Raw genomic sequence first — 13,053 nt, forward strand, 5'->3', positions numbered from 1 at the left:
GGGTGAAGCGAACCGAGACCGATGCCGGCGAGGGGCCGGGTACCACCAGCGGCGATGCGTTCCGCATCGCCGCCCTCGAACGGGAGGAAACTGCCGCAGCCACTGCGAGGGATCAAATGAACTCGCCTCCGTGTCGGTCGGTAGACGGCATCGGAAGACAGTCAGTGCCCAGCGGTGGGGTGGGCGATTGGGGCGAGAGCCGGGATTGCGGTATTGACCTCGGCGGTGCGGCGGCGGCGATGTCGGCTACGAACGCGTCGACTTGGCCCTTGCTGACGCCAGGCATGCAGATGATGTGGCTGGTGTCCCCGTCGGTGGCCAGCAGCCACTTCTTGCGCACCTGTTCCGGTGGGGTGGCAAGGACGACGGTGAAGGCGTGGGGATGCCGCCACGCGGGCCATCCCGCGGCGGTGAGCTGGTTGACGGCATAGGCGGCAAGGGTTCGGGCTTCGCTGACCCGCCAGCGGTGCCCTTCGCGGCCGTGGGTGGCGATGGCGTGCCACAGCAGTGCGGCGGCCAGGCCGCAGCGGGAGCCGGTGATGGTGGTGTCGACGGTGTCGGTGTAGGCGACGTGGCTGCTGTGGCTGCGGACGCCGTCGCGGATGAGGACGACTCCGCACGGAGTCGGCACACCGAGAAACTTGTGACCGGACATGGCGATGCTGCCGATGCCACCGGCGTCATCGAGGCGTAGCCGGCCGTCGAGGGCGAGCGGGATGCCGGACAATGCCGCGTCGACGTGCAGGTGCCCGCCCGCGCCGTACTCGTCGAGGACGGCGCGGATGCGGGTGGTGTCGTCCACCGCCTCGGTCATGGTGGTGCCGGCCGTGGCCACCACGATGGCGGGCCAGCGTCGCCGCCTACGGACCTGCGCGGCGAGATGCGCATAGTCCATCTCCCCGTCCGGCCGCGCGTCGATGACCACGCTCCGCGCACCCAGTATCGCCGCCGTCTTGGAGATCGAGTAGTGCGCGGCGGTCGAGTAGTAGATCCGGGCGGTGGGATAACGGCGGTAGGCGGCGTGCAGGGCAGCCAGGTTGCCTTCGGTGCCGCCCGTGGTCACGTAGCCCCACCGGTCATCGGCCGGCATGGACAGGATGTCGGCGACCCAGGTGATGACGGCCCGCTCCAGCACCCGCGTGTGGGCTGTCCCGCCCGGGTCCGCCGGATCGCCGATGTTGTTCCACAACCGGCTGCCCAGGCGGGCCATGACCTTGCTGTGGTCGAGGTCCACGGCCCCGGGAAACCCGATACTCGTCGCCGCGTCGGCGTCGGCCTGCTGCACCAGGCGGTCGAGGACGGCCGTGACATCGATCGGCGCGAGGCTGAGGTCCGCGGCACCGAGGAGACTGAGGATGGAGGTGTGGGTCACGCCGGCCGCCTAACGGTGAGGTGGGCGGTGAGGATGTCGTGCAGCGCGCCGAGCTGCCGCCACACCTCCCGGGTGGCGTCATCGTCTTCTTCGGTGAGGTGCTGGTGGGGGTTGTAGTAGGTGATCCGGTCCGGGTCGAGGGTTCTGTTGCAGCGGATCCCGTCCACGCCGAGGCGGGCGTGGGGGTCACGGTCGATGTGCAGGGCGGTGCCGTCGGTCAGCAGCGCGTAGCACTGGCCTTTGAGGTCGAACGCCGACCGGTAGCGGCCGTTGGCCCATTCATCGCGCAGGGTCCGGGCGACCTGGTACCAGCGGCCCTGATCCGAGTCGAGGGTGGTGACGCCGATGCCGACGTAGGTCGCGTCGTCGGGCAGGGTCATGTCTCCGCCGTTGACCATCGAGCCATCCGGCCCGAGAGGATGCCACCGGCGCCCGGCGGAGGCGGCACGTGAGATGTTGTCGCTGGCGACGACCGCCAGGTCGCCGAGCAGCCGAGGTAGGTCATCGGATTCCGGCGAGGCCAGCCACAGCCGGTGGGCCATGTGCAGCCGGTAGCCGTGCGGCTCGGCCGGGGCCTCGGATCTAAAGAACAGCATCACCCCGTGCGGACCGAGCGCATCGCGCTTCCCGAACCGCTGGTCGGCCTCGACCATGTGGCCGGCGTTGGCCCGCTTGGAGCGATACGCGACTTGCCTGCGCAGGTCCGCCCAGCGGCGGTCCCTAGCCGGCACACCGTCACCGTCCTGCCTCTGCGAGGGCGCAGGCGGGGGTGGTGTGGGGGGAAACGTGGTGCCAGCCGGTCGGTGGTAATCGCCGGGCACTGGGACCGCGCCGTAGCCGGGTGGTGGTGGTGCGTAGTCGGCTGGCCTCCGGGAGGCAGCGGGCGGTGCCGCCGGTGGGCGCTCTGGTCGCCAGCCGGGGTGAAAGGGATCGACACCGTAATGCCCGCCGCGTGCGGCAGTATGATTGCTCATCGTCGCGATCCTCCTTCTCAGATCGAGACGTTGATGGCGTCGGGAACGGCGTGCGCCGTCGGGGTACCGCGGCCAATGCCGGCGTAGACCTCAGGACGGGCTCGCCGCAGGCTCCCGGCCCACACCCCGCCCGCAACGGCGGTGGCGACGAGGATCGCGGGCAGCAGGATGGGGTACAGCGACCCGGGCGCGGCCCCGAGCAGCGAGCTGACGTTACCGAGCATCAAGGCCAGCACCACCAGCCCGCCGAGCACGCCCAGGGCGGGCGCGAGCCGCCACTCCCACACCCCCGGCCGTAGCCCGCGCACGCTGTCCGGTGCCCGCAACGCGGCCACCGACGCGGCCAACAGCAGACACAGCAGCCCCATCGCACCCAGCGTCGACAGCCAGGTGAACATCGCCGCGACGGGGTCAGCGCCGCTGAACGCGAACGCGCCCACTACCACCGTGGCGACACCGGTCTGCGCCAGTGACCCGCCGCGCGGCGCGCTGACCCGAGTCGCGCTGCCGCCTCGCGCGAGCCCAACAGGCAGGACGCCCTCGCGGGCCATCGCGAACACATACCGTGCGAGCACGGCGTGGAACGCCAGCATCGACGTGACGATCGCGAAGACCAGCATCAGCTCCGCGAGGACAACCCACCCACCGCCAAGACGCTCCAGGACCGAGAACGGCAGCCCGCCGGCAGGGTCAGCGGCGACCTCGGCGACGGCTCCGGGGCCGACCGCCACCCCCATCGCCCACGCGGCCACCGCATACACCCCACCGAGCACCACCACTCCTGCCGTGGTGGCCCGGCTGACCGACCTGCGGTCGATGGCCTCCTCGACGAACGATCCCGGCGCGTCTATGCCCATGAACGCGGCCACGCAGAAGGCAACCGCGCCGCCAAGGCCGCTAACCGCCAACCCGGAGGCGTCGAAGCCCGCCCAGGACAGCCCACCGTCCGCCGGTTCTCCCATACCGGCCAGCACGAACGCCGTGACGACCAGCAGCGAGACGGCCAGCACGGCGGCCAGGACCCGGGTGGACAACACGATCGCCCGCAGACCCAACACCCCGACGCCGGCCAGGGCGAGGCCCGCCCACACCCACCACGTGCCGCCGAGCTGCGCGGCGATCGTCGCCCCGAACAGCCCGTACAGGCTGGTCTGGATGGCGTTGTAGGCCACCAAGGCGACCAGGCCGGCGGCGACGCCCCAGCCACGGCCCAACCCCTTCGCGAGGATGCCGTAGTAGGCCGCCGGGTGCCGGACCTGGCGTGCCATCGCCGTGTACCCGACCGCGAGCACCGCCACCGTACCCGCGACGAGCACGAAGGTCAGGGGCAGAGCCGTCACCTTGGTGGTCGCGTACGTCGCGACGATGCCTCCGGCGAGCACCACCATGGGCGCCGACGCCGCAGCCCCGATCACCCACAACCCGAACGGAGTCAGCGTCCGCCGCGCGAGAGCTACCTGCACATGCGTTGACTTCACCGCAGCTCCCCCCGCTCCGGAAAGATTGGGCACGACGAGCGCTGGCAGTCATCCGCTGGATGTCGGTCCCCGGTGAGGGCGTTGGCCGCCATCAGGTGCACCGTCGCCGGCCGTACCGGGCCGGCGCGCCAGTAGCCCTGGTCACGGCCGAGCCGCCGCTGCGTGGTGTCCGCGTCGGGCGTGAACCTGAACAGGTCGTGGTGTCCGTCCGGCCACTCCCGCCGAATCGCGTACCTCCATGCGTACTTCGCGGCCGTCGCGTTTGCCACGTCCGTGACCGCGGCACCGGTGCCGGCGGCGTGCGGCCGTGCCGGCAACCGCTGCCCGGCATCGAGCGTTCGCGGTGGGGAGGCAGTAAGCGGTCCGGGGACCAGGGTCAGCATGAGGATGTGTCTCCTTGAAAATCGGGGCACATAGGGTTGGAACTCCGGTTGAGCAGTTCGGACGAGTCGGCACTCGTGCGTGACGGGTAGCGCGGGGCGCCGAGAAACCGTGCGGTTTGGCGCGACAGGCGTGGGGAGCCCCTGTCATCACCTTCCGGTCGAGCCAGGAAACCGCGAAGAGCACCCTGCTACTCCTTGATCGCCAGTTTCAGCTGTTCGCTGACCTCACCAGCGGCCCCTGCGCTGGCCAGCATCTGCTCAGACTGATCGGCCAGGTACGACTGCCACTGGGACAGGTATTCGTGCGCGGCCCGACTGGCGGTTAACAGAGCGTCATACCTCTCTTGCAGGTCCTGTAGATGACGCTGCAGTTCGGTGACCTGCGGGCCGGCGTATCCGGTGCTCTGGGCGGCCTGCTGATGGGCGTGGACGATGATGTCCTCGGCCTGCCGCCGCGCTTCGGCGAGGATCTCCGCGCCCTCCACGCTGGCGTCGCCGATTGTGCGGTTGGCTTCCTCCTGAGCGCGCATCGTCAGCTCGACAGCCAATGGGTCAGCTGCTTGCGGTACGGCGCTCGGCAGGGTTCCGTGGCGGAGCATCTCGACCTGGTTGAGCAGGCTGGCCACCTCTCGTCCCCTACGATCGATTTCGCCGCGCAGCAGCGCGATCCGATCGTCCGCGAAGCGGACCACCGCGGCAACGTCAACTGCCGGGTACCAATGCGTGCGGCGTGAGCGGCGGGTGGCTACCAGGCTGAGGCGCTGGGTGACCTCGCCGGGCAGCGGCCGCTCCGCGTCCGGTGCAAGGTGTCGGGCACCGTGGTCAGTCATCGGACTCCTGTCCAGGTGAGGTCACGCGACGTCGATCCAGCCGGCGCCGACAGAGGTGGGTAGAGCGAGTGGTCGTAGCTTTCGGTCAGAATCCGGGCAGGGTCTACACCAGAGGCGGTAAGGGCAGCGATCGTGGCCCGGGTCATCACAGGAGACCCGCAGACGAGGATGTCTGCGTCTGCCCACGGGCCGAGCCGCAGGGCGGTGTCGACGGCGCGCCCCACCTCGCCGTCCCACCCCCACCCAATTTCTACGGTTGGCACGTAGCGCAGCCACGGCTCGCCCAAGGTGTCAGACCACGCTGCTTCCGGCGCCGTCGCGGCCAGTTTCAGGAGCGCTTGGTGGTCGTACAGGTCGTCGGGTGTTTTTCCCCCCACCACCAGGGTGGTGGGACGGCCGGAGCCTTGCTGGATCTGTTCGAGGATGGCTCGCAGCGGCGCTACGCCGGTACCGCCAGCGATCAGCAGAAGCCGTCGGTGGGGTGCGCGGTCGTACGACGACAACGCGGTGCCCACGGGGTGCCCCAGCAGGAGTGTGTCGCCGAGTGCCGTCCGGCGCACCAAATGGGTGGAGAACCGGCCCGTCGCCCTCACGTGGAACTCGAGCGTTCCGTCGGGGCGGGGAGCGTTGGCGGGTGACAGGTACCGCCAGGTGCGCATTGCCGGCACCTGTGTCGGCAGAGACTGCCCCGGCAGGTAGTTGCACAGGTAGTTCGGTCGGACGGTGAACACGCAGATGTCGGCGCGGCGGCGCTCCGTGCTGGTTACCTCTGCCCGCCAGAACGAGGGCGCGACCCGTTCGGATCTGGCGGCGCCGGCGAGCATCAACTTCGCTACCGCCTCGTACGCCGCAGCCCACTCAGCCCTTAAGCTTGGTGTCCACCCTGGTCCGACGAAGTGCTCCAGCGTTGCCACGAGTGCCTGGCCTACCCAGATGTAGTGCCGCTCTGCCAGCTGCACCGGTCGACCCTCGTGGTCTGATCCGTGGAACCGCCTGTGATCAGCGCCGAGACGCTGCGCGAACGTCGTGAGCGCATCCGGGTCGTCGATGTTCGTGATGATGTGCCCGAGCGAGGCGAGTAGCTTGTCCTCCTGATACCGCATGTCGGCTGGGAACATGGTCCGCGTCTCAGGAGCGATAAGGAACAGAGTCGCGTAGAAGTATTTTGCTGCTTCGGGGCCGGCGACGGCGAGCTGGTTCCAGCTCCGACGCAGCGCAGTGACGTCCATGTGTCAGCCCTCCTGCCGGGAGGCGAGGTAGTGGCGCTCACGCAGAGTCGGCTCGGGAAAGTACGGCGTGTGAACACCTGGCCAGAAACTCGGGTTAGGCGCCCGGGTGTCGTAGCAGCGGTGGTGCTCGGCGTGTAGGGCGGCCCATCCGACCGACCCGTTGATCCACGGCCAGTCGCCGTGGCCGGGCCGGCCAGCGCTGCCGGTCGTCGATGCTGGCTCGTTCCCGATCATCGGGCCGGTTCCGGCACGTTCCCCGCGTGTCCCCCGCGTGATCCTCCGTGCGGGCGGGCGTCGTCGCAGTGCCACGTCTCTCCCATCCCGTTCATGTTTCGCCTCTGGTCTGTGCCATACGGCCGGCACCGGACGGGAGTTCACATCTTTGACTCAGGACGGATCGCCGCTCGTAATGCCGGGTGGCGGCGGAAGACCGGGGCAGGGAGGGCTTGACCACGGCGCCGAGCCGGCGTGGTCGCCGAGCACCTGGTTGCCGCCGTGGCAGGGCCCTTGTCCGGAGCTGCTGCCTGCCCGGCTGAGGGGCGCCGACGGCGATGACCAGGCGGATGCTGGCGTCGATGGCGACCTGCAGGTTCGTCGAGTACCGGTAATTCTCGCCCCGCGGCGAGGCGGTGGTCCCGGGTCGGGATCACCTGCACCCAGGCATCTTCCGACGACCGTCCCTAACAGACACCTGTCGGGGTTACGAGACGTCCCTCAGACATTTTCCGCGCCCCCTGACAATAATCAGGCCGGACGCAACGGCCGGCCGCGGCGACCACCGCGACCGCCGCCACCCTCGCGACGCCGCGCCGCGAGATCTGCCATCGGGATGGAGGCTGGGTGATCCGGCCAGAACGTGCGAACACCACATTCAGCTCCCGCCTTGTGAGCACATGCCTGTGTCGTCATCGAGCTACGCTCCCTGCACGTAGGGACGCGGGTCCCGGTCACGGCGAGCGAACCGGGTTCAGCCGACAGGCCGACGATGCTGGCGGCAGCACCGGCCGAAGCCCGCCGAACCCACCTTGCTAATTCGCATTAGCATCTTGACGCCGCCGAGACGGCGCGCGCAGACTCGTCAACCAACGCACCCATCCGCGACGACCGTCCACACCGTACGGCCGCTCAGCGAAGGTGAATGACACCCGCTGACTCGTCACGGCCGCCCCCGCTCCCGCTGCCCCGGTCGGCCCACCTCACGAACGGAGAAACGCGATGACGCGTACCCCTGAAGGCTCCATCTCCCGACGCACGCTGCTGCGTGGTACGGCGGCCGCCGGCGTCGCGATCACCGGCGCCGGCCTTGCCGCGACGCCCACGCCCGCGCTCGCCGCACCGGCTGGCTTCCCCAACTATCAATACGTGCGCGACGCGTTCGCCGCCCCGTTGCGCTACAACCCGACCGGCGAGTTCATCTTCCCGTGCGTGCGCGGAGTCTACGACAAGATCAGCGGCTATCTCGGCCGCTACTACCTCTACTACGCGCCACACGACGCACCCGGCGGGATCTGCCTCGCCTACGCCGACCGACTCGAGGGCCCCTACACCGAATACCCGAACAACCCCATCATCGACCGGTATCTGCCGACCACCACGGTGAGCCACGTGTCGTCCCCCCACGTGGTGTGGGACGCGCCGACCCGGCAGTTCTACCTGTACTTCCACGGCGAGAACTACACGACCCGAGTCGCCCGCTCGACCGACGGCATCCACTTCACCGACGAGACCCCGATCCTGTCGACGAGACTGGTACCCAACACCACCGAAACCTCGTACGCACGAGTCTTCGAACACTCCGTGGCCGGCAAGGGCAACCGCTACGTGATGGTGTTCATGGGCTACCACACAATCGGACCGGGCACCCGAAAGATCTTCTGGGGCTGGTCGCCGAACGGCTGGAGCGGCTGGCAGTTCGACCCGAACCCGCTGGTGTCACCATCAGGCGACGGGCTAACCGACATCTCCGCGCCGCACCTGTTGAAGCGCAACGGCACCGCCTATCTCGCGTATCACGGCAACAGCGGCAACATGTATCTGACCGAAATCGGCAACAACTTCGACCGCGAAATCCACCTCGGAGTGTTCCACCGACCAATCGCGTCGGACAACGGCCGGGTCGCGGCACCCACGTTCGGCACCGACGGCGGCGTGAGCTACATGCTCTACGAGGCCGGGCCCCGCCTCGACGCCAGGATCTGCGTGGCCCGCGCGGTCTAGTGCTCTGACCGGGAAGGTTCACCGGGTTGGTGGTCGTGACGGTTGGATGTGCGGTGACGTCCGATCCGAGCGCTGGAGGCGCGGTGGCTGAGCCTGTCCGTGTACGCAGGCGGACCGACCAGGAGGGGCAAAAGCTGCAGCAGACCGTGCGCCGGGGCAGCACCAACTCGGTGCGCTACCGGCGCGCGATGATGCTGCTGGCCTCGGCCGGCGGGAACCGGGTGCCTGTGATCGCCCAGCTGGTCCAAGCCGACGAGGACACCGTCCGGGACGTGATCCACCGGTTCAACGAGATCGGCCTGGCCTGCCTGGACCCTCGCTGAGCGGGAGGCCGTCCCCGCCGACTCAGCCCTGACGAGGAAGACTTCGTCATCCAGACGGCCACCACCCGCCCCACCAAGCTCGGCCAGCCCTTCACCCGCTGGTCGATGCGCAAGCTCGCCGCCTACCTGCGGAAAGTGCACGGACGTGTCATCCGCATCGGCCGTGAAGCCTTACGGTGCCTGCTCCGGCGCCGCGGCATCACCTTCCAGCGCACCAAGACCTGGAAGGAGTCACCCGACCCTGATCGCGACGCCAAGCTGGAAGGATTCACCCGACCCTGATCGCGACGCCAAGCTCGACCGGATCGAGCAGGTGCTGGAACGCTTCCCGGACCGGGCTTTCGCCTTCGACGAGTTCGGGCCCCTGGGGATCCGGCCCACCGCAGGCTCCTGCTGGGCGAAGCAGGGCAAGCCAAACCGGCTTCCGGCGGCCTACCGCCGCACCCACGGCGTCACCTACTTCCACGGCTGCTACTCCGTGGGCGACGACCGCCTGTGGGGCGTCAACCGCCGCTGCAAGGGCACCGCCAACACCCTGACCGCGCTCAAGTCGATCCGCGCCGCCCGACCCGACGGCGCCCCGATCTACATCATCCTGGACAACCTCTCCGCCCACACCGGCGCGGGCATCCGCCGCTGGGCGAAGAAGAACAAGGTCGAGCTGTGCTTCACCCCGACCTACGCTTCCTGGGCCAACCCGATCGAGGCCCACTTCGGCCCGCTGCGGCAGTTCACCCTGGCCAACTCCCACCACCGCAGCCACCCTGCGCAAACCCAGGCACTGCACCGCTACCTGCGCTGGCGCAACACCAACGCCCGCCACCCCGACGTACTCGCCGCCCAACGCAAGGAACGCCCCCGCACCCGCAGCGAAAAGGGCATTCGCTGGGGCGGACGCCCCCCTCAACACCGCGGCCTGGCCAACCGCGAACAGCAGCCCCCGAACGCCGACGGGGCAAGTTCAGGAGAAGGACAGCGACAGAAGGATGACTCAGGAGGCGAACGGCTCGATCTCCCCCGCGAAGACGATGACCTGGTCGATGAGGCTCCGTCGCAGATGGACGACATCCGTTCCCGCCAGGCGGGGGCCTCCATCAGGCGTGGTGAAGACCCACCGGTACCGGGCCCATTCGTCAGGCATGTCCACCGCTGAGCAGCGCACCATCGTGCCGGTTCCCGCCGGGTGGCGTCGGATGTCCAGCACGAACCGCTCGACCGCCCCGATTCCTTCGCTGCGACCCAACGGCCCCCAGAAGACCACGTCTGAGGTCAGGGCCTGGGAGAGCAGGGCAGTCACATAGCTGTCGTCCGAGGCGTTGAACGCGGAAATGAACGTGTCGATCGCGGAGCGTGCGGTCTCTTCCTGCATGCCCCAGTAATACCAGCCGTTTCGCGTGCGCTCGTCCCACGAGCCGCCTTCCGATCACGGTGAACCTTCCCGGTCACAGCACTAGCAATACCTCCCCGTCACCGGCCACACGAGCAACTCGGCCTGGAACGGGGCACCATCCAGCCGACGCCAGCGGCCCCGGAGCTCCTGCCCCGGGGCCGCCAGCCGTCAATGATCGTCAGTCGTTGGTGGTGTCCCAGCCGTAGTCGGGCAGGTCGAAGAAGTCGTCACCGTCGACCCGGTCGACGGTGCCGTCGGCCAGGCCGTCGAGCAGCGACTCCACGCCGGTCTGCACGCTCTGCACGAGCATGCCGTGCTGCTTCTGGCCCAGGTCGTCCTGCTGGCCGCGCACCTCGAACAGCACCGTGCCGGTGCCGTTCAGGGCGAACGCCGAGCGGCCCTGGCCCGCGTACTCCCGGTTGTCCGGGTGGTAGTACCGGCCGATGGCGGCGAGCTTCGACTGGTCACCGTACTTCGCGGTCATGCCGTTGGCGACGGTGAGGGCGTAGCGGCGGGACTTGTCCTGGTCCAGCGCCGGCCACTTCGCCTTGTACGCGGCGCCGTCCTGCACGCCGAGCGGCGGGTAGTCGAGCGAGACGGAGATGAGGTTGCCGTCCTGCTCACCGCCGGTGATCCGGTCGCACGGCCCCATGTGGTGCAGGTCGATGTACGCGTCGACGGCGCCCTTCTCCGCCCGCAGACCCACGTATACGTCGCGGATTGCCCGCGACTCGGGGGAGAGGAAGAACCCGGCGTCGGTGTCGCGGCCCGGAAGGTCGGTGGCGCGCGGCACGTAGTCGAGGTCGGGGTTGAAGTCGCGGTTCAGGTCGTAGCCGGGCAGGTTGATGCCGTCCCCGTTGAGCCGGTGGTACCAGGCGCGCGGGGCGCCGGCCAGCTGCGGGAACTCCGCGACCGTCGCGTCCCAGGACCGTACGTTCATCCGCCGGTTGAGCTCGCCGCCGTCGGGGTTGACCATCGGCATGGCGACGAAGGTGACCTCGGTGAGGATCTGTCGCGTCTGCGCGTCACCGGCGCTGCCCAGGCGCTTGAGGATCCCGAGCAGCGCCTCGGTGCCGGTCCGCTCGTTGCCGTGGATCGCGCTGGTGACCAGCAGCACCTTGTCGCCGGTGCCGACCCGGGCCGTGTACAGCTCCCGGCCCTCCGGCGAGCGCCCGACCACCTCGACGTCCACCCGGCCGCCGCTGCTGCGCTCGATCTGCGCCAGCTGGTCGCCGACCTGCTCGTGGTTGCTCCAGCCCGACCAGGACGGGTCCTCGGCGATCTTGCAGCTGCCCTGCCCCGGCCCCTCGGGAGCGGCGGCGGAGACCGCCGGAGCGGTGAGGATCGAACCGGCCAGCGCGGCCGTCACGGCGGCGGCCAGGGCCCCGCGGGATCGGATTGTCGACTTCGTGTGTACCTGCACGCGTAACTCCTCTCGTGGATCCACCGGCCACCGAGCGGGGCGCAGAAGAGCGCTGGTGACGCTCGGGGAGCGGACCACCTCTTGCTTCCGAGGATCTTGACCTGCGCGGACGGCGGATGCAATAGAGAGCTGCGCTTTTCTCGATGCGAGGGCAGGTTCCGGCCGACGCGGCGTCCTGCCACCCGGTGCGTGGTCTGATCGTCGATCACCTGCCTGCTCGGTGCTGGGTCCGGTGGCGATGCACAGCGTCGTGGTTGCCGCACCGGGTCGAGCAGTATTCGCGCCGCCCGTTGCGGCTGGTGTCGACGAACACCGTCACGCATGTCGACCGGGCGCAGACGCCCAGCCGCCGGCCTTCCGCCTCAACCGCGAAGATCGACAGACCGCCGGCCGTGACCGCTCGGACCCGGCCGACGACATCATCGTCCTCGGGCGTGAAGTGCAGGTGCGGGCGCAGCCCGTCGTGGGTGGTCAGAAACGCCCCGGTAGTCCCCTCGACCAGCAGCGCGTTGATCGTCGCGCAGCGCTCGTCGGTCCCGGGCGCCTCGAACACGGCTCGCAGCCGCACACCCCACATCCGCAGAATCTCTGCCTGCCGGGCCGTGAGAGCCGGTCGCGGATCTCGTGCGTACGCAGGACCGCCTCGATCTCACCCGTCCCGATCCCGCCCACGCCGGGCCGGCGTCCATCGCCGGCGCACAGACGCTACTCTCGATCGCCACGCTCCCGTTCATCGTCGGCCTGACCATGGGATGACCTTCCCCGCACCGGCGGCACACCGCCACGGCCAGGTCCGCGGGGCTGTCTCGACCGAGCGGCGTTTCGACCCAGGCCATCCGCCGGGAAGTCGACGTGTGGGGGGTCACCGCGGGGTGCGGGCCGGTCGTCCCATCTCGGCGAGGATTCCGGTGCCCTGACCGAGTTCGATGAGGTAGCCGTCCGGATCACGCAGGTAGCAGCGGATCTCCACCCCGTGATCCTTCGGTTCGGTCAGGAACTGTCCGCCGCGGGAACGCCACAACTCGTAGACGGCGCGGACGTCGGTGACCCGGATGTTGAGCGCGCCGCTGAGCACGTTCGGGTCCGCCGGTGCCTGCGCCCGGACGGTCGGCTTGTCGTCGGTCGGGCCGCCCTCGTCGTTGATCACGATGTAGCCGTTGTGCAGCCGGAGGATGGCCGGTTGCCGCTCGCGCACCACCGTCGCTCCCAGCACGCTGCGGTAGAACTCCCGCGAACGGTCCACGTCCCGCACGATCAGCAGGTGGGTGAGCACCAGCCCGTGCTCGGGCTGGAAGTAGTCGGGCGCCTCGTCCGTCACCGCAGTCTCCTCCGGGTCGGCCGGACGGGTACCCACGCGGGCGCCGGGCACACCTGTCCGCCTCCGGAACCACCCACCCTTGCCATTATCATTCTCGATAGTGATATCGTTGAGCC

At 69.3% G+C, this 13,053-nt stretch carries 11 protein-coding genes and 3 pseudogenes; 2 read left to right on the forward strand and 12 right to left on the reverse strand.

Annotation, left to right across the window (positions count from 1 at the left end):
- Positions 1-112: 112 nt before the first annotated feature.
- The 8 genes and pseudogenes from ACGFZ2_RS18845 to ACGFZ2_RS18880 all read right to left on the reverse strand — a co-directional run.
- Entirely contained in the window at positions 113-1,372 is a 1,260-nt protein-coding gene (locus ACGFZ2_RS18845; RefSeq protein WP_393455053.1) for a histidine decarboxylase, read from the reverse strand.
- A complete protein-coding gene (locus ACGFZ2_RS18850; RefSeq protein WP_393455056.1) occupies positions 1,369-2,103 on the reverse strand; it encodes a hypothetical protein in 735 nt (244 codons plus the stop codon). The genes ACGFZ2_RS18845 and ACGFZ2_RS18850 overlap by 4 nt, the downstream gene beginning before the upstream one ends.
- Before the next feature lie 260 nt (positions 2,104-2,363).
- Positions 2,364-3,809 carry an APC family permease gene (locus ACGFZ2_RS18855; RefSeq protein WP_393455608.1) on the reverse strand — a complete coding sequence of 482 codons (1,446 nt, stop codon included), beginning with the start codon at positions 3,807-3,809 and terminating at the stop codon, positions 2,364-2,366.
- Positions 3,810-3,820: 11 nt separating this feature from the next.
- Positions 3,821-4,093, reverse strand: a complete 273-nt coding sequence (locus ACGFZ2_RS18860; RefSeq protein ID WP_393455059.1) for a hypothetical protein — start codon at positions 4,091-4,093, stop codon at positions 3,821-3,823.
- A gap of 302 nt (positions 4,094-4,395) precedes the next feature.
- A complete protein-coding gene (locus ACGFZ2_RS18865) occupies positions 4,396-5,037 on the reverse strand; it encodes a hypothetical protein (RefSeq protein ID WP_393455062.1) in 642 nt (213 codons plus the stop codon).
- Positions 5,034-6,266 (reverse strand): globin domain-containing protein, encoded by a 1,233-nt coding sequence (locus ACGFZ2_RS18870; protein WP_393455065.1) that lies wholly within the window; start codon positions 6,264-6,266, stop codon positions 5,034-5,036. Before ACGFZ2_RS18870 ends, ACGFZ2_RS18865 begins: the two co-directional genes overlap by 4 nt.
- Before the next feature lie 3 nt (positions 6,267-6,269).
- Positions 6,270-6,464, reverse strand: a pseudogene (locus ACGFZ2_RS18875) (nitric oxide synthase oxygenase); the annotation flags it as partial.
- A 322-nt stretch (positions 6,465-6,786) separates the two neighbouring features.
- Positions 6,787-6,916 (reverse strand): annotated as a pseudogene (locus tag ACGFZ2_RS18880) (IS5/IS1182 family transposase); the annotation flags it as partial.
- Positions 6,917-7,481: 565 nt separating this feature from the next.
- On the opposite strand from ACGFZ2_RS18880, the gene ACGFZ2_RS18885 reads away from it, so the two are divergent.
- Positions 7,482-8,483: a hypothetical protein gene (locus tag ACGFZ2_RS18885; RefSeq protein ID WP_393455068.1), complete on the forward strand. Its 1,002-nt coding sequence runs from the start codon at positions 7,482-7,484 to the stop codon at positions 8,481-8,483.
- Positions 8,484-8,566: 83 nt separating this feature from the next.
- Positions 8,567-9,698 (forward strand): annotated as a pseudogene (locus ACGFZ2_RS18890) (IS630 family transposase); the annotation flags it as partial.
- Positions 9,699-9,797: 99 nt separating this feature from the next.
- Here the strand turns inward: ACGFZ2_RS18890 and ACGFZ2_RS18895 are convergent.
- From ACGFZ2_RS18895 to ACGFZ2_RS18910, 4 genes are all read right to left on the reverse strand, one after another.
- Positions 9,798-10,175, reverse strand: coding sequence for a nuclear transport factor 2 family protein (locus tag ACGFZ2_RS18895; RefSeq protein ID WP_393308325.1), 378 nt, complete (start codon positions 10,173-10,175; stop codon positions 9,798-9,800).
- A 199-nt stretch (positions 10,176-10,374) separates the two neighbouring features.
- Complete coding sequence (locus tag ACGFZ2_RS18900) at positions 10,375-11,619, reverse strand: M14 family zinc carboxypeptidase (RefSeq protein ID WP_393455070.1); 1,245 nt, start codon at positions 11,617-11,619, stop codon at positions 10,375-10,377.
- Positions 11,620-11,824: 205 nt separating this feature from the next.
- Entirely contained in the window at positions 11,825-12,172 is a 348-nt protein-coding gene (locus ACGFZ2_RS18905; protein WP_393455073.1) for a CGNR zinc finger domain-containing protein, read from the reverse strand.
- 309 nt (positions 12,173-12,481) lie between these two features.
- Positions 12,482-12,937 carry a VOC family protein gene (locus ACGFZ2_RS18910; protein WP_393271135.1) on the reverse strand — a complete coding sequence of 152 codons (456 nt, stop codon included), beginning with the start codon at positions 12,935-12,937 and terminating at the stop codon, positions 12,482-12,484.
- Positions 12,938-13,053: the final 116 nt, after the last annotated feature.

This window comes from Micromonospora sp. NPDC048063, from assembly GCF_043202855.1.
Lineage (GTDB): Bacteria > Actinomycetota > Actinomycetes > Mycobacteriales > Micromonosporaceae > Micromonospora.

Excerpts from the sequence above, each read along its gene's own strand:
- ACGFZ2_RS18865 (WP_393455062.1), bottom strand. The coding sequence starts at position 5,037 with ATGACTGACCACGGTGCCCGACACCTTGCACCGGACGCGGAGCGGCCG.
- ACGFZ2_RS18870 (WP_393455065.1), bottom strand. The coding sequence starts at position 6,266 with ATGGACGTCACTGCGCTGCGTCGGAGCTGGAACCAGCTCGCCGTCGCC.
- ACGFZ2_RS18885 (WP_393455068.1), top strand. The coding sequence starts at position 7,482 with ATGACGCGTACCCCTGAAGGCTCCATCTCCCGACGCACGCTGCTGCGT.
- ACGFZ2_RS18895 (WP_393308325.1), bottom strand. The coding sequence starts at position 10,175 with ATGCAGGAAGAGACCGCACGCTCCGCGATCGACACGTTCATTTCCGCG.